Source organism: Frigoribacterium sp. PvP032 (genome assembly GCF_017833035.1).
Classification (GTDB): domain Bacteria; phylum Actinomycetota; class Actinomycetes; order Actinomycetales; family Microbacteriaceae; genus Frigoribacterium.
This window is the reverse complement of record NZ_JAFIBM010000001.1, coordinates 782,471-803,547: the sequence shown is the minus strand read 5'-3', so window position 1 is coordinate 803,547 and position 21,077 is coordinate 782,471. Positions and strand designations below refer to the sequence as shown.

General features: G+C 71.7%; 17 protein-coding genes. 4 read left to right on the top strand and 13 right to left on the bottom strand.

Features of this window, described 5'->3' with window-relative positions; genetic code table 11:
• Window positions 1–17: 17 nt before the first annotated feature.
• From JOE35_RS03695 to JOE35_RS03660, 8 genes are all read right to left on the bottom strand, one after another.
• Window positions 18–2,060 (bottom strand): bifunctional aldolase/short-chain dehydrogenase, encoded by a 2,043-nt coding sequence (locus tag JOE35_RS03695; protein ID WP_209559915.1) that lies wholly within the window; start codon window positions 2,058–2,060, stop codon window positions 18–20.
• Window positions 2,061–2,166: 106 nt separating this feature from the next.
• Complete coding sequence (gene rhaI / locus JOE35_RS03690; RefSeq protein WP_209559914.1) at window positions 2,167–3,330, bottom strand: L-rhamnose isomerase; 1,164 nt, start codon at window positions 3,328–3,330, stop codon at window positions 2,167–2,169.
• Window positions 3,327–3,812: an L-rhamnose mutarotase gene (locus JOE35_RS03685; RefSeq protein WP_209559913.1), complete on the bottom strand. Its 486-nt coding sequence runs from the start codon at window positions 3,810–3,812 to the stop codon at window positions 3,327–3,329. Before JOE35_RS03685 ends, rhaI begins: the two co-directional genes overlap by 4 nt.
• A 100-nt stretch (window positions 3,813–3,912) precedes the next feature.
• Window positions 3,913–5,415, bottom strand: coding sequence for an L-fucose/L-arabinose isomerase family protein (locus tag JOE35_RS03680; RefSeq protein ID WP_307802922.1), 1,503 nt, complete (start codon window positions 5,413–5,415; stop codon window positions 3,913–3,915).
• Between the two features lie 16 nt (window positions 5,416–5,431).
• Complete coding sequence (gene rhaS, locus JOE35_RS03675; protein WP_209559912.1) at window positions 5,432–6,496, bottom strand: rhamnose ABC transporter substrate-binding protein; 1,065 nt, start codon at window positions 6,494–6,496, stop codon at window positions 5,432–5,434.
• Between the two features lie 93 nt (window positions 6,497–6,589).
• Window positions 6,590–7,702 (bottom strand): ABC transporter permease, encoded by a 1,113-nt coding sequence (locus JOE35_RS03670; RefSeq protein ID WP_209559911.1) that lies wholly within the window; start codon window positions 7,700–7,702, stop codon window positions 6,590–6,592.
• Window positions 7,695–8,726, bottom strand: coding sequence for an ABC transporter permease (locus JOE35_RS03665; RefSeq protein ID WP_209559910.1), 1,032 nt, complete (start codon window positions 8,724–8,726; stop codon window positions 7,695–7,697). Before JOE35_RS03665 ends, JOE35_RS03670 begins: the two co-directional genes overlap by 8 nt.
• Window positions 8,723–10,339 carry a sugar ABC transporter ATP-binding protein gene (locus tag JOE35_RS03660; RefSeq protein ID WP_209559909.1) on the bottom strand — a complete coding sequence of 539 codons (1,617 nt, stop codon included), beginning with the start codon at window positions 10,337–10,339 and terminating at the stop codon, window positions 8,723–8,725. Before JOE35_RS03660 ends, JOE35_RS03665 begins: the two co-directional genes overlap by 4 nt.
• A gap of 231 nt (window positions 10,340–10,570) precedes the next feature.
• Between JOE35_RS03660 and JOE35_RS03655 the strand changes: the two genes are divergently transcribed.
• Window positions 10,571–11,626 carry a LacI family DNA-binding transcriptional regulator gene (locus JOE35_RS03655; RefSeq protein ID WP_209559908.1) on the top strand — a complete coding sequence of 352 codons (1,056 nt, stop codon included), beginning with the start codon at window positions 10,571–10,573 and terminating at the stop codon, window positions 11,624–11,626.
• 160 nt (window positions 11,627–11,786) lie between these two features.
• Here the strand turns inward: JOE35_RS03655 and JOE35_RS03650 are convergent, their stop codons facing one another.
• From JOE35_RS03650 to JOE35_RS03635, 4 genes are all read right to left on the bottom strand, one after another.
• Window positions 11,787–14,402: a glycoside hydrolase family 78 protein gene (locus JOE35_RS03650; protein ID WP_209559907.1), complete on the bottom strand. Its 2,616-nt coding sequence runs from the start codon at window positions 14,400–14,402 to the stop codon at window positions 11,787–11,789.
• 2 nt (window positions 14,403–14,404) lie between these two features.
• The gene (locus JOE35_RS03645) at window positions 14,405–15,328 is read right to left on the bottom strand and encodes a carbohydrate ABC transporter permease (protein ID WP_209559906.1); all 924 of its coding nucleotides are present in this window, start codon (window positions 15,326–15,328) and stop codon (window positions 14,405–14,407) included.
• A gap of 3 nt (window positions 15,329–15,331) precedes the next feature.
• Window positions 15,332–16,216: a carbohydrate ABC transporter permease gene (locus JOE35_RS03640; protein WP_209559905.1), complete on the bottom strand. Its 885-nt coding sequence runs from the start codon at window positions 16,214–16,216 to the stop codon at window positions 15,332–15,334.
• A gap of 88 nt (window positions 16,217–16,304) precedes the next feature.
• Complete coding sequence (locus JOE35_RS03635) at window positions 16,305–17,585, bottom strand: ABC transporter substrate-binding protein (protein WP_209559904.1); 1,281 nt, start codon at window positions 17,583–17,585, stop codon at window positions 16,305–16,307.
• Between the two features lie 116 nt (window positions 17,586–17,701).
• Between JOE35_RS03635 and JOE35_RS03630 the strand changes: the two genes are divergently transcribed.
• On the top strand, window positions 17,702–18,739 hold the full coding sequence (locus JOE35_RS03630) for a LacI family DNA-binding transcriptional regulator (RefSeq protein WP_209559903.1): 1,038 nt from the start codon (window positions 17,702–17,704) through the stop codon (window positions 18,737–18,739).
• 27 nt (window positions 18,740–18,766) lie between these two features.
• Here the strand turns inward: JOE35_RS03630 and JOE35_RS03625 are convergent, their stop codons facing one another.
• Entirely contained in the window at window positions 18,767–19,489 is a 723-nt protein-coding gene (locus JOE35_RS03625; RefSeq protein ID WP_209561853.1) for an SDR family oxidoreductase, read from the bottom strand.
• 56 nt (window positions 19,490–19,545) lie between these two features.
• Between JOE35_RS03625 and JOE35_RS03620 the strand changes: the two genes are divergently transcribed.
• Entirely contained in the window at window positions 19,546–20,319 is a 774-nt protein-coding gene (locus JOE35_RS03620; protein WP_209559902.1) for an SDR family NAD(P)-dependent oxidoreductase, read from the top strand.
• Window positions 20,316–21,056: a FadR/GntR family transcriptional regulator gene (locus JOE35_RS16020; RefSeq protein ID WP_209559901.1), complete on the top strand. Its 741-nt coding sequence runs from the start codon at window positions 20,316–20,318 to the stop codon at window positions 21,054–21,056. Before JOE35_RS03620 ends, JOE35_RS16020 begins: the two co-directional genes overlap by 4 nt.
• The last annotated feature ends 21 nt before the right edge of the window (window positions 21,057–21,077 follow it).

The following is a 21,077-nucleotide window of genomic DNA, read 5'->3' as shown; positions in this document are numbered from 1 at the left end:
CCCCATCGCAGCTGCCCTCATCGCAAGAACGCCGCGGCGACCCCCGCGTCGACCGGCACGTGCAGCCCGGTCGTGTGCGAGAAGTCGCTGGTGCAGATGGCGTAGACGGCGGCGGCGACGTTCTCGGGCACGACCTCGCGCTTGAGGATGGTGCGCTGGGCGTAGAAGGCGCCTAGGTCCTTCTCGTCGACGCCGTAGGTCGCGGCGCGGTTGGCGCCCCATCCGCTCGCGAAGATGCCCGAGCCGCGCACGACGCCGTCGGGGTTGATGCCGTTCACGCGGATGCCGTGCTCGCCGAGCTCGGCCGCGAGCAGCCGCACCTGGTGGGCCTGGTCGGCCTTCGTCGCGCTGTAGGCGATGTTGTTCGGGCCGGCGAAGACGGAGTTCTTCGACGAGATGTAGACGATGTCGCCGCCGAGGCCCTGGTCGACGAGCACGCGGGCGGCGTTCTTCGCGACGAGGAAAGAGCCCTTGGCCATCACGTCGTGCTGCAGGTCCCAGTCGGCCTCGGTGGTGTCGAAGAGCGACTTCGAGAGGCTCAGCCCGGCGTTGTTGACGACGAGGTCGAGCCCGCCGAACGCGAGCAGCACCTCCGCGATCGAGGCCTTCACCGCGGCCTCGTCGCTGACGTCGGCGGCGACGCCGCGCGCCACGTCGGGCCCGCCGATCTCGGCCGCCGCGGCCTGCGCCTTCGCGAGGTCGAGGTCGGCGATCACGACGCAGGCCCCCTCGGCGGCGAGCCGGGTGGCGATGGCCTTGCCGATGCCCGACGCGGCTCCGGTGACGAGCGCGACCCGGGTGGCGAGCGGCTTCGGCGCGGGCCGCCGCTGCAGCTTCGCCTCCTCGAGGGCCCAGTACTCGATGCGGAACTTCTCGGCCTCGTCGATCGGCGCGTAGCTCGAGACGCCCTCGGCGCCGCGCATCACGGCGATCGCGTTGACGTAGAACTCGCCGGCGACGCGGGCCGTCTGGGCGTCGCCGCCGTACGAGAACATGCCGACGCCCGGCACGAGCACGATCAGCGGGTCGGCCCCGCGGATCGCCGGGCTGTCGGGCGTCGCGTGCCTGTCGTAGTACGCCTGGTAGTCGAGGCGGTACTGCTCGTGCAGCTCCCGGAGGCGCGCGACCGACTCCTCGACGGTCGCGTCGGCCGGCAGGTCGAGCACCAACGGCCGCACCTTCGTCCGGAGGAAGTGGTCGGGGCAGCTCGTGCCGAGCGCCGCGAGACGGGGGTGCTCGGTGCTGGCGAGGAAGTCGAGGACGACGTCGCTGTCGGTGAACGAGCCGACCTGCGGGCGGTCGTGCGACGCGATGCCGCGGATGACGGGCGCCAGGGCGGCGGCCTTCGCGCGGCGCTCGTCGACGGGCAGGGCCGCGTAGCCGCCGAGCACCGGGCCGAACGGCTCGGGCCGCGAGTGCTCGTCGAGCCAGGCCTGCGCGGTCTCGATGATCCAGCGCGAGGCCGCCTCCGCCTCCTCGCTGGTGTCGCCCCAGGCGGTGATGCCGTGCCCGCCCAGGATCGTGCCGCGCGCCTCCGGGTGCTCCGCCTTGATCGCGGCGATGTCGAGGCCGAGCTGCCAGCCCGGTCGGCGCCACGGCACCCAGACCACGGCGCCGCCGAAGATCTCGGCCGTCAGCCGCTCGCCGTCGGCCGCCGTCGCGATCGCGATGCCCGCGTCGGGGTGCAGGTGGTCGACGTGCGCCGCGTCGACGAGGCCGTGCATCGCGGTGTCGATCGACGGCGCCGCGCCTCCCTTGCCGTGCAGGGCGTAGTCGAAGGCGGCGACCATCTCGTCCTCGTGCTCGACGCCGCGGTAGACGCCCGCGAGGCCGCGCAGACGGTCGAGGCGCAGCACCGCGAGGCCCTGCTCGGTGAGGGTGCCGAGGTCTCCCCCGCTGCCCTTGACCCAGAGCAGCTCGACCGGCTCGCCCGTCGCCGGGTCGGTCGCGGTGCCCTTCGCCGACGTGTTGCCGCCGGCGTAGTTCGTGTTCGCCGGGTCGGCGCCGAGGCGGTTGCTGCGCGCGACGAGGTCGGCTGCGGTGGTGGAGCTGCTGGTCACGAGGGAGATCCGTTCGAGGTCAGGAGGGTCGGGTCGAGGAGGCGCGGGTCAGGGAGGCGCGGGAGGCGCGGGTCATGCGCCGGGTCGGAGGCGCAGGAGGCGCGGGTCAGGTCCAGCTGAGCTGCTTGCCGCCCACGCGCTCGGCGGCCAGGCGCTCGGGCGTGCCGCTCGTGAGGTACGCGGCCATCGGGTCGCGCGGCAGGCCGCGGCCCTCGCGCCAGTCGGCCAGGGCCGGGCGGACGTCGGTGTAGAACGCGTCCATCAGCACGGCGTTCGCGCCGAGGACGTCGTGGGAGGCGCGGGCCGAGTCGAGCGCCGGACGGTCGACGAGCAGGGCACGCGCCGTCATCTCCTGCACGTTGAGCACGCTGCGGATCTGGCCGGGGATCTTGTCCTCGACGTTGTGGCACTGGTCGAGCATGAACTGCACGGGCGAGCCCTCGTCGAGCCCGCCGCCGTCGACGACCTCGAACAGGATGCGGAACAGCTGGAACGGGTCGGCCGCCCCGACGATCAGGTCGTCGTCGGCGTAGAAGCGCGAGTTGAAGTCGAACGAGCCGAGCTTGCCGAGGCGCAGCAGCTGCATGACGATGAACTCGATGTTCGTGCCGGGGGCGTGGTGGCCGGTGTCGAGGCAGGTCAGCGCGCGGTCGCCGAGGGCGCTCACCTGCGCGTAGCTGGTGCCCCAGTCGGGGACGTCGGTGTGGTAGAACGCCGGCTCGAAGAACTTGTACTCGAGCACGAGGCGCTGCTCGTCGCCGAGGCCGGCGTAGATCTCGGCGAGCGACTCGGCCAGGTGGTCCTGACGTTGGCGGAGCGAGTCCTGCCCGGGGTAGTTGGTGCCGTCGGCGAGCCAGATCTTGAGGTCGCGCGAGCCGGTCTCGTGCATGATCTCGAGGCAGCGGAGGTGGTGGTCGACCGCCTTGCGCCGGACGGCCGCGTCGCTGTGAGCGAGGCTGCCGAACTTGTAGGCGTCGTCCTGGAACGTGTTCGAGTTCACGGTGCCGAGCGCGACTCCGAGGCCCTCGGCGTACGAGCGCAGGGCGCCGAAGTCGTCGACCTCGTCCCACGGGATGTGCAGGGCGACGCTCGGCGCGAGGCCGGTGTGCTCGTGGACGCGAGCGGCGTCGGCGATCTTCTCCTCGGGCGTGCGGGGCGTGCCCGGCGTGCCGAACACCTTGAAGCGCGTGCCCGAGTTGCCGAACGCCCAGCTGGGCAGCTCGATGGCCTGGCGCGTCAGCGTCGGCGCGATGTCGTCGAAGGTGGTCATGGTGCTTCTCCAGGGGTCGTGGTGCCGGTCGTCGTCGATGACGCCGTGGTCGTGGGGGCAGCCGTCGTGGCGGCAGCCGTCGTGGCGGCCGTGGTCGCGGGGGCCGGAGGTGCCGGCTGTCGGCCTCCGCCCGGGAGGCCGAGCTGCGCCTCCAGGTTGAAGACCTGCGTGAGGAGCTCGAAGCCCTCGTCGGGGGGCGTGCCGTCGAGCGACGTGAAGAACTCGGCCATCGAGGACTGCCAGCGGGCGTTGACCTCGGTCCGGGCCATCGCGGCCTGGGCGGCCTCGAGCGAGATGGCCTCGACGTAGCCGACGAGCAGGCCGTCCGGGGCGGCGAAGAGCGAGTAGCCGTGCCAGCCGCTGTCGTGGAGCGCCTGCAGCATCTCTGGCCAGACCTCGGCGTGCCGACGCGCGTACTCGTCGAGGCGGTCGGGCGCGACCTGCAGCCGGAACGCGTGGCGCTCGTGGTCGTCGGCGGTCATGCGGTGGTCTCCGGTTCGTCGTTGAATCGTTTCAATGAGTCGAGCGTAGCGTGCGTCCGGGCCCTCGGCAAGACGGACCGGCGACCGGGCGCGCGCCCGCTCACGACGGCACGCGGCCCATGCTCCGCTCGAACCCGTCGGCGTCGTCGAACGGCGCCGCGACGTGCCGGTGCTCGATGCCGAGCAGCGACGCGGCCGCCGCGACGTCGCGCGCGACGTGGCCGACGCAGAGCCCCCAGTGGTGCCCGATGCCGCTGCGCGACCACTCGTCGACCCACTCGCCGGGGTCGCCGCCGAAGTCGACGCGCGAGGTCGTGTTGCCGATGGCGAGCAGCGGCCCCGGCACCACGGTGCCCTCGCTGGTGACGAACGACAGTGCGCCGTCGCGGTCCTGACCGAGGCCGAAGGTCGTGACGGGGCCCGGCTGCACGTCGAACTCGACGCTGACGCCGTGGCCGCGCTTGCCGTGGAAGACGCCGAGCCCCCGCAGCACCGGTCGTGACGACGAGATCGCGAGGTGCGCCGGCCCGTCGTGGCCCATCTCGACCACGTCGTCGTCGAAGTTGATCGCCTGGATCTCGGTGAACGACCCTCCGACCCCGAGCGCCTGGGCCGCGAGCATCGCGACGGAGGTGCGCAGCTCGTACTCCCCCACCGCCGGCACCCCGCGGGCGTTGAGCAGGGACGCCCCGAGGATGAGCCCGGCCCCGAGCCGCTCGTGCTGCTCGCCCTCGAGCCCGCGGTGGTAGTAGGCGAGCGAGTCGAGGTCGAAGTCGTCGACGAGACGATCGAGGCCGACGGAGACGCGCGCGGCCCAGTCGAGGTCGTCCTCGCCGACCGAGGCGTCGACGTCGAACACCTGGCGGGCGAGCGCCGTCCGCTCACGCACCTCGGCGTCCGACACCGCGTCGACCCGTACGCGCAGGTCGTCGAGCTCGAGCACCTCGACGTGCGAGCCGAAGTGCGTCGAGAGCAGGGTGAGGTCGGTCGACACGTCGAGCATGCCCGGGTAGAGGTGGCCCATCAGCCCGTGTCGGGCCTCGCGCAGCCGTGCGCGGACGCCGGCGGCGTGCACCCAGCGCTCGATGCGCCTCCAGGCCCGGTCGCTGCGGAGGTGGCCGGTGACGGAGCGGAACTCGATGCCCGCCCTGGTGAACACGTTGGCGACCTCCGGCACCGGGCACTGCCCGCAGTAGGCGAGCCAGAGCCCGGTGTCGAAGCGGTCGTGGTCCATCGCCGGGGTGGGCTGCAGGTCGATCACGAGCACGGGGACCCCGGCCCGCTGGGCGATCGGCAGCACCATCGACGAGGTCAGGTACGTCGTCAGGAACACGACGACCAGGTCGCAGTCGGCCCGGCGCAGTGTGTCGGCCGCGACCCGCGCCTCCTGTGCGTCGGAGATGAAGCCGGTGTCGACCACGTCGGCGTCGAGGGCGCCGAAGCGCTCGACGACGTAGCGGGTCGACTCCTGCAGCTGGGGCAGCAGGCCGGGGAACTGGGGCCAGTAGGTGCCCAGCCCGCCGGCCACGAGGCCGACGCGGGTGCGGCGACGCCGGGACGGCGGCAACAGGTCGCCGACCGACGAGGAGGTGGTGGTGCTCACGAGGACCGCGCGACGACTAGAAGTCGAAGTCGTCGATGTTGTCGGCGGTGAACTCGGTCGGCGGGCCGACGATGACGACGCCGTCGGCACCGACGGTGCGGTCGCCGAGGTCGCCGGCCGTGAAGGTGTCGCCCTCCTCGCCGGTGATCGTGCCGTCGACGAGCGCCTGGCCGGCGTAGGCCGCGACCTCGCCGAGCTCGGCCGGGTCCCACAGGGCGAAGGCCGTGACGGTCCCGTCCTTGACGAACTCGCGCATCTCGTTCGGCAGGCCGAGCCCGGTCAGCGCGACCTTGCCCTTGTACTCGGAGGTCGAGAGGTAACGGGCGGTGGCGGCGATGCCGACCGTGGTGGGCGAGATGATGCCCTTGAGGTCGGGGTTGGCCTGCAGCAGGCCCTGCGCCTCCTGGAACGACTTCGCGTCGTCGTCGTCGCCGTAGACGGTCGAGACGATCGTGATGCCGGCGTAGTCGGGGTTCGTGTCGACCTCCTCCTTGATGAAGTCGATCCACTCGTTCTGGTTCGTGGCGTTCGCGGTCGCCGAGAGGATGGCGATGTCGCCCTGCCCGCCGATCTGCTCGCTCATCTGGCGGATCTGGATCTGCGCGACGGCCTGGGCGTCGGTCTGGCTGACGAAGACGTCACGGGAGCCGGGGTCGGTGTCCGAGTCGAACGCGACGATCTTCGCGCCGCCGTCACGCGCCTCCTTCAGGGCCGGCCCGACCGCGTCGGGGTCGTTCGCGGCGATGACGATCACGTTCGTGCCCTGCTGGGTGAGCGTGTTCAGGAACGTGACCTGGGAGGAGGCGCTGGCCTCGAGCGGGCCCACGACGCTGTAGTCGTAGCCGATCGCCTTCGAGGCGGCCTCGCCACCACCGAGCACGACGTCGGTGTACGGGTTGTTCAGCTGCTTCGGCACGAAGGCGATCGACTCGGTGCCGCCCGAGCCGGAGCCCGAGCTGGCGTCGTCGCTGGCCGCCGTGAGGGCGCAGCCGGAGGCGACGAGGGTGACGGTCGCGAGGGCGGCGACCGCGGCGGCGGCACGCCGGAGGGCGCGGCCGCGGGTGTAGGTGGGGAACTCCATCGTTCTGTCCTTTGCTGTGGGTGGGACGGTGCGGGTGAGGGGTGGTGGTGCGGGTGGGTTCGAGGGGTCGGGGCGGGGCGGGTCGGGCGCGGCTCAGGCGTGCTCGGCGGAGCGGGCCAGCACGGCCCTCGCCGCCCGTCTGGCTCGGGTCTTCTCGCGGACGACCGAGATCAGGCTCGGCGTCACCACGCTCCCGACGAGCAGCAGGCCGGTGACGACGTTGAGCACGACGTCGCTGATGCCACCGAGCCGCAGCGCGTAGCTGATGCTCGAGATGATCAGCACGCCGGCGACGACACCCGGGATCGAGCCCCGGCCGCCGAAGATCGAGACGCCGCCGAGCAGCACCGCGGCGATGACGGCCAGCTCGATGCCGGTCGCGTTGTCGCTGCGGGCGCTCGAGTAGCGGAGGGTCCAGTAGATGCCGACCAGCGCCGAGACGACGCCGGTCGAGACGAACATCCAGAACTTGGCGCGGCCGACGTGGACGCCGACGAAGCTCGCGGCCTCCTTGCTGAAGCCGATGGCGGGCAGGGCCCGGCCGAACGAGCTGAAGTGCAGCAGCACGCCGAAGAAGAGGATCACGACGACGACGCCGATCATCACCGTGGGGATGCCCGTGCCGCCGATCTTCGAGGTGAAGAACGAGGTGAGCCCCGGCGGGAAGTTCGCGACCGCGTTGTCCCCGATCACAACGAGGGCGAGCCCGCGGTAGAGGGCGAGGGTGCCGATCGTGACCGCGAGGCTCGGCAGCCCGACCGTCGTCACGAGTGCGCCGTTGAGGGCGCCGCAGACGACGCCGATCAGCACGCAGACGACGAAGATCTCGGGGATCCCCCAGCCCGCCGCCCACAGCACGCCCATCGTGGCGCTCGTGAGGCCGGCGGTGCTGGCGACCGACAGGTCGATCTCGCCGGTGATGACGACGAGCGCCATCGGCATGGCGATCATGAGGATGGGGATCGCGTCGAGCAGCAGGAACCCGGTGGTCTGCACGCTCGCGAACCGCGGCACGGTGAGGGCACAGACGAGCAGGGTCGCGAGCAGGGCCCAGACCATGATCGCCCCACGACCGGTGAGGAGGCGACGGCGGCGCAGCGCTCGTTCGGCGCGCGCCGAGGGGTCGCGGTCGCGTGCCCCGGCGCGGGGAGAGGACGGGGAGGCGGCGGACGCCTCAGGAGCGGAGGTGACGGTCTGGTCAGGCATTGGTGGCCTCGCTCGTGCGCAGTCGTCGGGCCTTGCGGATCGAGGCGATCCGCTCGACGAGGATGGCGGTCAGGATGAGGACGCCGACGATGGCCTGCTGCCAGAACTTGTCGACGCCGAGGGCGGTGAGGCTGCTGGTGATGGTGGTCAGCAGCACGGCGCCGATCGCCGCGCCGACGACGCTGCCCGAGCCGCCGAAGATCGCGATGCCGCCGACGACGGCCGCGGCCACGATGTCGAGCTCGAGCCCGGTGCCCGTCGTCGCGCCGACCGAGTTGAAGCGGCTGGCGTAGAGCACGCCCGCCAGTCCGGTCAGCGTGCCGTTGAGGACGAACGCCGTCACGACCCGCCTGCTCACCGCGATGCCGAACAGGCGCGCCGCCTCCTCGTCCGAGCCGACGGCGTACAGGTCGCGACCGGGCCGGGTCCGCGCCAGGAACACGGCGACGAGCACGACGACGACCACGGCGATGACCGTGATGATCGGGATGCCGAGCACCGTGTCGACCGACAGGCGCCCGAAGGCGGCGGGGCGGTCGCCGGCGAAGTACTGCTGGCCACCGGCCCAGGCGTTGTTGAGGCCGCGGTAGATGTAGAGCATCCCGAGGGTGATCACGAGGGACGGCACCCTGGCGACGGTGACCAGGAACCCGTTCACGGCCCCGAGCACCGCCCCGATCGCGAGCCCGATCAGGAACACGAACACGATCGGGATGTCCGGGGCGGCGGCGAACACCGTGCCCGTCGCGAAGGCGACGAGCCCGAGGATCGAGCCCACCGAGAGGTCGATGTTGTTCGTGATGATGACGGTGCCGAGGCCCACGGCCATGATCACCGTGATCGTCGCGTTGAGCATCAGGTCCTTGACGCCCTGCGGCGAGACGAACAGCGGGTTGGCGATCGTCGTGACGATCACCAGCACGACGAGGGCCGACGCTACGGGCACCTCGCGCTGCCTGAGGACCGAGGCGAACGGGGAGCGCCCCGACGTCGGCGCGGGGGCGAGGGCGTGGGAGGTGGTCATCGGCTGGCCTCTGCGGTCGCTGTCGGGGGCGTGGTCGGGCTGGCCGACGGCGTGGTCGGCGTAGTTGGCTCCGCCTCGGTCGGGTCCGCGGCGTCCGAGCCGGTCGCCGCGTGCATGACGCGCTCGGCGGTGGCGTCGGCGCGGTCGAGGGTCGCGGTGAGCCGCCCCTCGTGCATGACGAGCACGCGGTCGGCCATGCCGAGGACCTCGGGCAGCTCGGACGAGATCATCAGCACGGCGATGCCGCGTCCGGCGAGGTCGCTGATCAGCCGGTGCACCTCGCTCTTCGTGCCGACGTCGATGCCGCGGGTCGGCTCGTCGACGATGAGGAACGTCGGGTCGGTCGCCAGCCACTTGGCCAGCACGACCTTCTGCTGGTTGCCGCCCGACAGGGTCGCGACGGGCAGCTCCTGGCTGCCGGTCTTGACCTGGAGGCGCCGCGACCAGTCGGCCGCCGCCTCCCGTTCGCGTCGGGCGCTGACCAGGCCGAACCGGCTCAGCGTCCTGCGCAGCGTCAGCGTCGTGTTGCGGCTGACCGACATGTCCATCACGAGGCCCTGCTTGCGCCTGTCCTCCGGCACGAAGCCGATGCCCGCGGTGATGGCGGCCATCGGGTCGCGGCGGGCGAGCGGCCTGCCGTTCACCGTGACGCTGCCGGCGTCGTAGCGGTCGATGCCGAAGAGCGCCCTGGCGACCTCGGTGCGGCCCGCGCCGACGAGGCCAGCCAGGCCGACGATCTCGCCGGCCCGCACCTCGAACGACACGTCGTGGAAGACGCCCTGCCGCGTCAGGCCCTCGACGGTGACGACGGGCTCGCCGATCCGCGCCTCCTGCTTGGGGAACAGCTGGTCGACGTCGCGGCCGACCATCGCACGGACGATCTCGGCCGTGGTGACGTCGCCCGTCGTGTGCTCGGAGATGAAGGCGCCGTCGCGCATGACGGTGATGCGGTCGCTGAGGCCGAAGACCTCGTCGAAGCGGTGCGAGATGAACATGATGGCGCTGCCGCGGTCGCGCAGGGCGCGGGCGACGCCGAACAGGCGCTCGACCTCGACGCCGCTGAGGGCGGCCGTCGGCTCGTCCATGATCAGGACCTTGGCGTCGAGCGAGATGGCCTTCGCGATCTCGATGATCTGCTGGTCGGCGATCGACAGCCCCTCGGCGACGCGGTCGGGATCGATGGGGACGCCGAGCCGCTCGAAGAGGGCGCGGGCGTCGGACCGCATCTTCGCGCGGTCGATGAAGCCGAGGCGCGAGGTGGGCTGCCGCCCGACGAAGATGTTCTCGGCGACGGTGAGGTCGGGGAACAGCGTGGGCTCCTGGTAGATGACGCTCACGCCGGCGGCCTTGCTCTCCGCGGGCGTGCGGAACACGATCGGGTGCCCGTCGAACAGGAACTCACCACTGTCGGGCTGGTGCACCCCGGCGAGGATCTTGACCATCGTCGACTTGCCGGCGCCGTTCTCGCCGACGAGGGCGTTGATCTCGCCGGCGCGCAGCTGGACGCTGCCGCTGGCCAGCGCGACCACGGCGCCGAACGTCTTGCGGGCCCCCCTCAGCTCGAGCACGGGGGCCGTCGGCGAGAGGTCGGCAGGCGTGGGGTCGATCGACATCGATCGTTCTCCTCATCGAGAAATGAATCGTTTCAAAAGGTGTTGGGGAAGACAGTAGGGGCGAGCCGGGGCGGCGTCAAGCACCAGTTGCGCCACGGCAGCGTCCGGTCGTGGCGCGCCGCCTCGGCGGGGGCCCGGCCTAGACTCGGCCCGTCGACACCAGGTGTCGGTCAGCGGGTCGACCGGCCGGTCGACCAGCGGGTCAGGACGGTCCAGGGGCAGGAGGCGCGGGTGGAGTCGGTCAGCATCCGCCACGTCGCGACGACGGCGGGCGTCTCGGTCGGCACGGTCTCCAACGTGCTCAACCGGCCCGACAAGGTCAGCCCCGCCACGGTCGAGCGCGTGCACGCGGCGATCGACGAGCTCGGCTTCGTCCGGAACGACGCCGCCCGTCAGCTCCGCGCGGGGGCGAGCAGGGCCATCGGCCTCGTGATCCTCGACGGGGGCAACCCGTTCTTCTCCGACGTCGCGCGAGGCGCCGAGACGGCCGCCGAGAAGGCGGGCCGCGTCGTCCTGCTCGGCAACAGCGACCAACAGGTCGAGCGCGAGGCCCACTACCTCGACCTCTTCGAGGAGAACCGCGTCCTCGGCATCCTCATCTCCCCCGTCGGGGACGTGACGGCGCGACTCGCTCGGCTGCGCCGACGGGGCACGCCCGCGGTGCTCGTCGACCGGCAGGCCGAGCTCACCGACTTCTCGTCGGTGTCGGTCGACGACGTGCGCGGGGGCCAGCTGGCTGCCGAGCACCTCCTGTCGGTCGGTCGCCGTCGTCTCGCGTTCGTCGGCGGACCCCTCGACCTGCAGCAGGTCGCCGACCGCCTGCAGGGCGCGCAGGAGGCGGTGCGCGCCGCGAACGCGGAGGGCGCGAACGCGGAGGGCGCGGACGCTGACGGTCCGGCGGTCACGCTCGAGGTCGTCGAGGTCCCGGCCCTCACGGTCGAGCACGGCCGCTCAGCCGCAGCCGAGCTCATGTCCCGCCCGGCCGACGAGCGCCCCGACGCGGTCTTCGCGGCGAACGACCTCGTCGCGATGGGGGTGCTGCAGTCGCTGGTGATGCTCGGCGACCTGCGCGTGCCCGAGGACGTCGCCCTGATCGGCTACGACGACATCGACTTCGCGCGCGCGGCCGTGGTGCCGCTCAGCTCGATCCGCCAGCCCAGCGCGCTGATCGGCCAGACCGCGATGGACATCCTCCAGGACGAGATCGACGACCCCGGCCGCTCGCCCCGCCGGGTCGTCTTCGCCCCTGAGCTCGTGGTGCGCGCGAGCACGACCCCCGCCGCCTGACGCCTGCCGCTCCCGCCTGATCCGCCCGCACCGACGCTCGTTCTCCGCAAATGCCGACCGGCAGCCTCATGGGGGCGCTGCAACACGCGGGAATCCCGTTGTTGCAGGCGACGCGGTCGGCATTTGCGGAACGGTGCGCCTCGGGCGGCACGGGTGCTGATCAGCCCGCGGCGGCAGCGGCGCCGACGCCCGCGGTCGCGACCGCCGAGCAGGTGAACTCGTGGCGACCGTGCGTCACCTCGACGGTCGTGCCGTCGGGCAGGGAGACCTCGCCCGTCGTTCCGACGGGCAGCTCGACCGTGAGCACGAACACGTCGCCCTCGATCCGCCACTCCGACGAGACCTCGCCGTAGGGCGACAGGTGTCGCCCCGAGGCCCACGTCAGCCCGCCGCCGGGGCGCGGGGCGAAGCGCACCCGGCGCCAGCCGGGCGCCGCGGGAGCGAGCCCCGCCACGGTCGCGTGCATCCAGTCCGCCACGGCGCCGAGCGCGTAGTGGTTGAAGCTCGTCATCTCGCCCGGGTTGACCGTGCCATCGGGCAGCATGCTGTCCCAGCGCTCCCAGATCGTCGTCCCGCCCATGTCGACGGTGTAGAGCCACGAGGGGCACGAGCGCTCGAGGACCAGGTCGTACGCCCGCTCGACGTGTCCCGTCCTCGTCAGGGCGGGCGCGACGACGGGAGTCCCCGCGAAGCCCGTCGCGATGCGGTTGCCGGCCTCGGCGACGAGCTCGGCGAGCCGCTCGCCGGCGGCCTGCGCGTCCTCTCCCCCGACCAGCCCGAACTCGACGGCGAGCCCGTAGGCGGTCTGCGCGTCGCTCGTGGTCCGGCCACGGCCGTCGGTGAAGCGGCCCACGAAGGCCTCGCGCACCTCCTCGGCGATCGCGTCGTAGCGGGCCGACTCGGCAGCCTTGCCGAGCACGCCGGCGGTGGCGGCCAGGTGCCGGGTCGACCAGTACAGGTAGGCCGTCGCGACGAGGTAGCGGTCGGTCGACGCGTCGGCCGGGTCGTCCGGCGGGGCGGCCGGGTCGAGCCAGTCGCCGAGCTGGAAGCCCTCGTCCCAGACGCGGTCGTCACCGGCCCTCGACAGGATGAGATCGACCCAGGCCCTGGCCGAGTCCCACTGGCGCGCCAGCACGCCGGCGTCGCCGAACCGCTCCCAGAGGGTCCAGGGGGTCAGCACCGCGGCGTCGCCCCAGACCGCGCCCGGCTCGATCGGCTCCCACGACGGGCCGCCGGGGATCCGCGGCACGAACCACGGCACCGTGCCGTCCGGCAGCTGGTCGACGGCGAGGTCCTGCAGCCACGAGCCGAGCATGCCCGAGCAGTCGTACAGGTAGGAGGCGGTCGGCGCGAACACCTGGATGTCGCCCGTCCAGCCCAGCCGCTCGTCGCGCTGCGGGCAGTCGGTCGGGATGTCGACGAAGTTGCCGCGGGTGCTCCACAGCACGTTCTCGTGCAGGCGCTCGAGGCCGGGGTCGGAGCAGGCGAACCAGCCCGTGCGCTCCATGTCGGTGTGCAGCACGCGCGCCACGACCGCGGCAGGGTCGAACTCCCCCGGCCAGCCCTCGACCTCGGCGTAGCGGAAGCCGTGGATCGTGAAGCGGGGCTCCCAGGTGACCGGGCCGCCGCCTCCCAGGGTCACGACGTCCTCCGCCGCGGCCAGGCGGAGCGTGCGCCGGTAGAGCTCGCCCTCCTGCAGCACCTCGGCGTGGCGCAGCGTCACCTCGTGGCCTGCCTCGCCGTCGACCGTGATGCGCAGTCGGCCGACCAGGTTCTGGCCGAAGTCGAGCACGACGGTGCCGTGCGCGGTCGTCCAGTGGTCGACGGGGGCGATCTCCTCGGTGCAGCGCACCGGCGGCTGCTCGGGCGCGACCAGCGTGCGCGGGTCGCGCTCGCCCACGGCCACGGGAGTCCAGTAGCCGCCACCTGCCGCTGCCCCTGCCCTCGACCAGCCGTCACCGTCGAGCCGCAGGTCGTGGCGTTCGCCGTCGTAGAGGCCGCTGAACGAGATCGGGCTGGGCGCCGCCTCCCACGTCTCGTCGGTGGCGACGACGACGCGCGTCCCGTCGACGAGCTCGACCTCGAGCTGGGCCAGGAACGACAGATCCGTCCCGTAGAGGTCGTGGTACCCGCCGTTGAAGCCGAGGCGCCCCCGGTACCAGCCGTCGCCGAGCCAGGCGCCGACCACGTTCTCGCCGGCCGTGAGCAGGTGGGCGACGTCGTAGGTGCGGTAGCGCAGACGGGTGTCGTACGAGGTCCAGCCCGGCGAGAGCTCTTCGTCGCCGACGCGGGCGCCGTTGAGCTCGGCCTCGAAGAGGCCGTGGGCCGTCGCGTAGAGACGCGCGGAGGCCACCTCGCCGTCGAGGCGGAAGGCACGTCGGACGCGGGACGGGCGGCGGTCCGTGCCTGCCTCCTCCGCCCAGGACCCGCCGACCGGCCGCGCCTGCCAGTCCGACGGTGCGAGGAGCCCTGCCTCGACGGTCGTCGGGGTGCTCCACGACGACGTCGAGCCGTCGTCGCCCGTCACGCGGACGCGCACCTCGACCCGCTGCCGCGACGCGAGGTCGGCTAAGGGCCAGGGCACGAGCACCTGGTCGCGGGTCGCGACCACGGCGGTGGCCACCTGTCGCCCAGCCGCCTCGAGGGAGATCTCGACGGACTCCTGCCGCCAGTCGGACGGGCCGTCGAGCTGCCAGCTGAGGCGGGGACGGGGGGTGCCGAGGCCCAGCGCCTCGCGGCCCTGCTCGATCCTGAGCTGGGTGACTGTCGCGGTCATGGTCACCCCTTGACCGCGCCGGCGGTCAGTCCCTTCTGGACTTGCTTGTTGAGGAACAGGTAGATCACGAGGATCGCCACGACGTTCAGGCAGATCGCCGCGAACAACGGGCCGTACTGCACGGAGCCGAACTGGCCGGTGAAGTTCAGCAGGCCCACCTGCAACGTGCGGAGCGACCCGGAGTTCGTGAACGTCAGCGCGATGAGCAGGTCGTTCCAGAGCATGAAGAACTGCACCAGCCCGACGGTGAAGAGCGCGTTGCGCACCATCGGCAGGCCGACCAGGAAGAACGACCGGATCAGCCCGGCGCCGTCGAGCATCGCCGCCTCGAAGATCTCGCGCGGGACGGCCCTGAAGAAGGTGGCCATCAGGAAGACCGCCAGCGGCAGGCTCGTCGCGGTGTACGTGATGAGCAACGGCCAGAGCGTCCCGGTGAGCCCGAGCCTGAAGTACGCGGCGAACAGGGGCAGCAGGATCATCTGCGTCGGCACCATGATGCCGGCGAGGAACGTGATGAGGATCGCGCCGCGGCCCTTCCAGACGAGCACCTCGAGCGCGAAGCCCGCCATGGAGCCGAACAGGAGCACCAGGAGGAGAGACGGGAAGACGGTCAGGACGGAGTTCGACGCGTACTGCGCGAAGTTGCCCTGGGTCCACGCGAAGACGTAGTTGTCGAAGTTCCACTGCTGGGGCAGGGCCCAGACGGGCTGCTCGAGGAACTCGGTCTGCGTCTTGAACGACCCGAGGAGCATCCAGACGAGCGGCCCCACCACGATGACGAGGAGGAGCGCGACGAGAGCGCCGCTGACGATCTGCCCGACGCGGCGACGAGACGAGCCGCGGCGCCGCGGCGCAGGACGGCGGAGGGGCGTGGCCGACCCGGGGACGGCGGGGACTGCGGGGACGGCGGTGTCGACGGAGGTCATCGGTCAGTCCTTCGTGAGGTCGCGGCGGTTCGCGCGGAAGATGAAGACGGTCACCAGCAGGGACACGACCGTGAGCAGGAACGCGACGGTGCTGCCGTAGCCGTACTGGCCGAAGCGGAACGACGTGTCGAACATGTAGATCGTCAGGGGGCTGGTGGACGTGCCGGGGCCGCCGTTCGTGAGCGCGAGGATGCTGTCGAAGACCTTGAGCGTCCCGTTGACGGAGAAGATCAACGAGGAGACCAGCACGGGCAGCGAGAGCGGCAGGACGATGCGGCGGACGAGCCCGAAGCCCGAGGCGCCGTCGATGCGGGCCGACTCGAACACCTCCTCGGGGATGTCCAGCAGTCCGGCGTAGAGCAGGACCCCGTAGAAGCCCATCGAGCGCCACACGTCCATGATGATGATCACGAGGAAGGCCGTGCCGCCGTCGCCGAACCAGTCGACGGACGACAGGCCCACGGCCTCGAGGGCCGTGTTGACGAGCCCGTTCTGCGGCGCGATCGCGAACATCTGCTGGAACAGCAGCGCGACCGCGACGGTCGGCAGGACCACGGGGAAGAACACGAGCGTGCGGACGGCGCTCGACCACTTCCGCAGCACGAAGACGTACAGGAGCGACAGCAGGTAGCCGAAGCCGACCTGCAGGATCGTCATCAGCACGGCGTAGCGGACCGTGAGCAGCAGCGCGTCGCGCACCCTGGTGTCGGTGAGGAGGCGCTGGTAGTTCTCGAGTCCCGAGAACGTGAAGCCCGTGATCGCGTTGCCGCTCGTCAGGGTGTACCCGAACGAGACGATGATCGGGACGAGCATCACGACGGAGTAGATGAGCAGCGCGGGCCCGATGAGGATCAGGGTCGCGCGCCGGTCGCCGAGCAGGGGGTTCATGAGGTGCCTTCGGTCCGAGCTGTGGTCGAGGAGGGGCCGGCGGGGGCAGGGACGCGCTCGGCGCGCCCCTGCCCCCGTCGAGGAGGCGTCAGCCCAGGTCGCCCTGGACCAGCATCATGAACTCCTCGGCCGAGATGGCGCCGGTGACGAGCTGGGCGGCGTTCTGCTGCGAGGTCGTGGTCGCCTGCGTGCTGAAGTACGCCTCGAACCAGGGGATGGTGGTGTCGGTGTCCGCGATGCGGTCACGCACCTCCGTCGTCAGCGCCGTGCCGGCGGCGTCGCCCGACACCGTGAAGCCGGAGATGCGGCTGCTGTCCTCGAGAGCGACCTGGCCGTAGTTCTCGGCGATGCACTTGACCCAGGCCTTGCTGTCGTCGTTGAGCACGCTCGGGTTGATGGTGAAGGGAAGGCCGACGTTGGCCACGAGCTGGCTGCTGTCGCCCTCGCCGCCGTCGACGGCGGGGAACGGCAGGTAGCCGATGGCGTCCTCGCCGATCTGGTTCGCCGTGTCGTCGGCGAAGTTGCTCAGCACCCAGCTGCCCATGTAGAGCATCGGCGAGCTGCCGTTGAGGAACTGGTTGATCGACGTGTCGTAGTCGATCGAGCCGACTCCCTCGCCGAAGTAGCCGGCCGCGCCGAGGTCGGCGACCTGCTGGGCCGCGGCGACGTACTCGGGGTCGGTCAGCTCGGCGTCGCCGTCGGCGACCGCCTGGAGGGCGTCGGGACCGAGCTCCCGCTCGATGAGGTTGCCGACGAGACGAGTCAGGGGCCAGCCCTGCTCGCCGCTCGCCGCGAAGGGGGTGAGCCCGGCGTCCTGGAACGTGCCGGCCGCGGCGACGACGTCGTCCCAGCTCTCGGGCACGTCGACCCCGTTGTCGGCGAAGAGCGTCTTGTTGTACCAGATGCCCTCGATGTTGTACTCGGTCGGCAGCACGAGGAACTCGCCGTCGTAGAGCGACTCGACGGTCGACCGCGCGGCGGGCTCGATCGAGTCGGCGGCGCCGACCTCGTCGAGCAGCTCGTCGAAGTGCGCGACGAAGCCGGCGTCGTCGAGCTGCTGCACGAGCTCGTTCGTGTCGACGGCGTACATGACGGGGAGGCCGCCCTGGCCGGCGAGCAACTGGACCTGCTGGTTGAGGTTCGTCTGCGGGACGGTCTCGACCTTGAGCGGCATGGCCTCGTTCTCCGTGGCGCACGCACCGTCAGCCAGAGTCTGAAGCGTTGCAGGGACGACCTCGTTCTCGACGTTGCCGAGGACGGAGAACTCGGTAGCTGCCTGGCCCGATCCGCCGCCCGAGCACGCGGTGAGACCCGCGATGGTCAGGCCGGTGACGGCGAAGGCAGCGACACGGCGTGCGGTGCGGGACATCATTCCTCCTTGAATGGTGGGCGCCTCAAAAACTTGAAGCGCTTCATAATTGACTGGGCGACATGGGCTTGTCAACACCCGATCTCGACCGGACGCGAGCTAGGCTCGGCTGCACGATGAGCATCTCGACCCCTTCCTCTCCGCACCGCGCGCCGGTCATGGCCGACGTGGCGAGGCTGGCCGGGGTCTCGCTGGGCACCGTCTCGAACGTGGTGAACGCTCCCGACCGGGTGCGGCCTGCGACGCGGCTCAAGGTCGAGTCGGCCATCGCCTCCCTGGGCTTCGTGCCGAACACGTCCGCCCGCACGCTCGCGGCGGGCCGCGGCACCCTGGTCGGCTTCGTCGCCGTCGACCTCGGCAACTCGTACTTCCTCGACATCGCGCGGGGCGTCGAGCGTGAGGCCGACCTGGGCCAGCAGTCGGTGCTGCTCGGCAACTCCGACGTCGACCTCGACAAGCAGACCGGGTACCTCAACCTGTTCGAGCAGGCCCAGGCCGCGGGCATCGTCCTCGCCCCCTTCGACGGGCCGATGGACGAGGCGCGTCGACTGCGGCGTCGCGGGCTGCGCGTCGTCTACGTCAACTGGCCGGGCGACGGCGACGAGAGCTGCGGGGTCGTCGTCGACGAAGTGCTCGGCGGACGCCTGGCCGCGCAGCACCTCCTCGAGCAGGGCCGGCGTGAGCTGGTCTTCGTCGGCGGCCCGCTCGACCTCACGGCCGTGCGGCACCGCTTCGAGGGCGCCTCGGCGGCCGCTCGCGACGCAGGCGTGCCGCTCCGCCTGCTGACGACCTCGGCGCTGACCGTGCGCGCCGGCCTCACCGTGGGCAGCGAACTCCTCGCCCAGGAGGTGGCGGACAGGCCCGACGGGATCGTGGCCGCCTCCGACGCCCTCGCGTCGGGCATCGTCCAGTCGCTGCTGCTCGGCGGCGTGGACATCCCTCACGACCTGTCGATCACCGGCTACGACGACAACCACTTCGCCCAGGGCACGACGCTCCCCCTCACGACCGTGGGGCAGCCGGGCGTGGAGATGGGCGGTCAGGCCATGCGCCTCCTGAGGGACGAGCTCGACCACCCGTCGACCCACCGACACGAGACGGTCGTCCTGCCGCCCCGCCTGATCGTCCGCGGGAGCAGCGTCAGACCAGGCTGAGCAGGGCGCCGCCGATCGCGGCGCCGATCAGGAAGATCGCTGCGAGAGAGGCGAGATGACGAGCTCGTCGATGCGCACGTGGGAGGGAGCGTCGATCGCGAAGAGCGCGGCGCCTGCGACGTCGGCGGGCGAGAGCATCGCCGAGCGGGCGGCTGCGCCGGGGACCACGGGCCGCTGTCGCAGGAAGTCGCTGTCGATGTCCCCTGGACAGAGAAGCGTGGCCCTGACGCCCGCCTCCGCCTCCTGGTCGTTGATGGTGCGGACGACGGGAGCCAGCGCCGCCTTGCTGGCGCTGTAGGCGACCCCGGCACCCGGCGAGGGGCGCCAGCCCGCGATCGAGGACACGACGACCAGCACGCCCGACGCGGAGCGCAGCCCGGGGAGCGCGGCGTCGGCACTCCGGACGACGCCGAGGAGGTTCGTCTGCACGATCGTCGCGAACTCCGTCGTCGACTGATCCGCCCACGACCGCCGCGGGGTGTTCGCGCCGGCGGAGAGGACCACCGCGTCCAGGCCGGCGCCGCCGGTCGCGGCGGAGATCGCGTCGACGCGTTCGCGAGCGTCGTCGACGGTGACGTCGAACGGCAACTCGAGCGGAGTGCCCCCGGCGGCACGGACGAGATCGGCCGTCTCGGCCAGCTCGGGTGCCCTGCGGCCGGAGAGCGCCACGGTCCATCCCCGCTGAGCCAGGGCCTCAGCGCACGCGCGCCCCACTCCGCTCCCGGCTCCCGTCACCCAGGCCACTCGCATCGTCGCCCTCATGAACTCTATGATAAGCAGACTATTACCGATGGTGGGAGTGGCGCATGCTGGTGGACCTGACTGACCGAGTCGTCCTGGTGACAGGCGGAGGACGGGGCATCGGGCGGGCCCTGGTGGAGCGCTTCGTGCACGAGGGCGCACGCGTGGCGGCATTCGACGTCGCCTTCCCGGAGGACCCCGTGGAGGGCGTCCTCGAGATCGAGGGCGACGTGACCGATCCCGCGTCCGTGCAGCTCGGGGTCGATCGCGTCGCTGAGGCGTTCGGGGGCATCGACGTCCTGGTCAACAACGCGGGGATCAACGTCGAGGGCCGGGTGGATGATCTCGACCTGGCTGACTGGCGCCGGTGCTTCGACGTCAACGTCGCGGGTGTCTTCCTCATGTCGCAGGCCGTGCTGCCGCACGTGAAGGCCTCCGGTCAGGGCCGCATCCTTAACGCGGCCTCGTTCGCGGCCATCGTGCCGTCGGTGGGAGCAGCCGCGTACGGGGCGTCCAAGGCGGCCGTCGTGCAGTTCACGCGAGTGCTCGCCGGCGAGCTCGGGCCCTGGGGCGTCACGGTCAACGCCTATGCTCCCGGCATGGTGCCGAGCGCGATGAACGGCTTCGAGACGATGCCCCAGGCGACGCAGGACCGGCTGCTCGACACCCTCACCCTCCGCCGCTGGGGCACGGCGGACAGCATCGCGGACCTGCTCGTGTTCCTCGCCAGCGACGCCGCCGGCTACATCACGGGCACGCTGGTCGACGTGAGCGGGGGCAAGCTCGCGACGCAGCTGCCGCAGCGCGCGTACGAAGGCGTCGTCCCCTCCGTCTCGTGACCCGCCGACGCTCCCTCGACGAGGTCCTCGGCACCGCCGTCGTGAGCGGTGAGCTGCCGACGGGGACGGTGCTGAAGATCCAGGCGCTGTCCGTCGAGCACGGTGTCTCCCGTTCCGTCATCCGAGAGGCCCTGCGCATCCTCGAGACGCTCGGGATGGTCGTCGCCCGACAGCGAGTGGGGATCACCGTCCTGGGTCGCGAGCACTGGCGACTCCTGGATCCGCAGGTCATCGCCTGGCGGTCCCAGGCCGACGACGCGCACACGCAGCTCCACGAGCTCATGCAGCTGCGCGCGATCATCGAGCCCGCCGCCGCGGAGTTCGCTGCCCGACAGGGCACCGAGGAGCAGCTGGCAGCGATCGCCCGCGCGGCGGAGGAGATGGCGACGACCTACCGGGATCGACGCCCCGCCGCGTTCGCCCAGGCCGACCTCGACTTCCACTCGGCGATCGTCGCCGCAGCGTCGAGCTCCGTCCTCGCCCAGCTCTCGGACACCGTCCTCGCGGCCCTGCGCCTCCGCTACTCCGGGAGCGTGCCGGTCTTCGACGACGAAGGCGAGCGGGCCGTGGGCATCCACGTCCGGCTCGCGGACGCTCTGGCCTCTCGCGACGCCGCCGCGGCAGCAGACCTCACCCGCACGCTCGTCGACCAGACGCGCGGCCGTCTCGACGAGACCCCCGAGACCCCCGAGCACACCGGCGACGCGGTCACGGCGACGTCGGGTCACGACTCGTGACGCCCGCCGGCGTCGCGCACT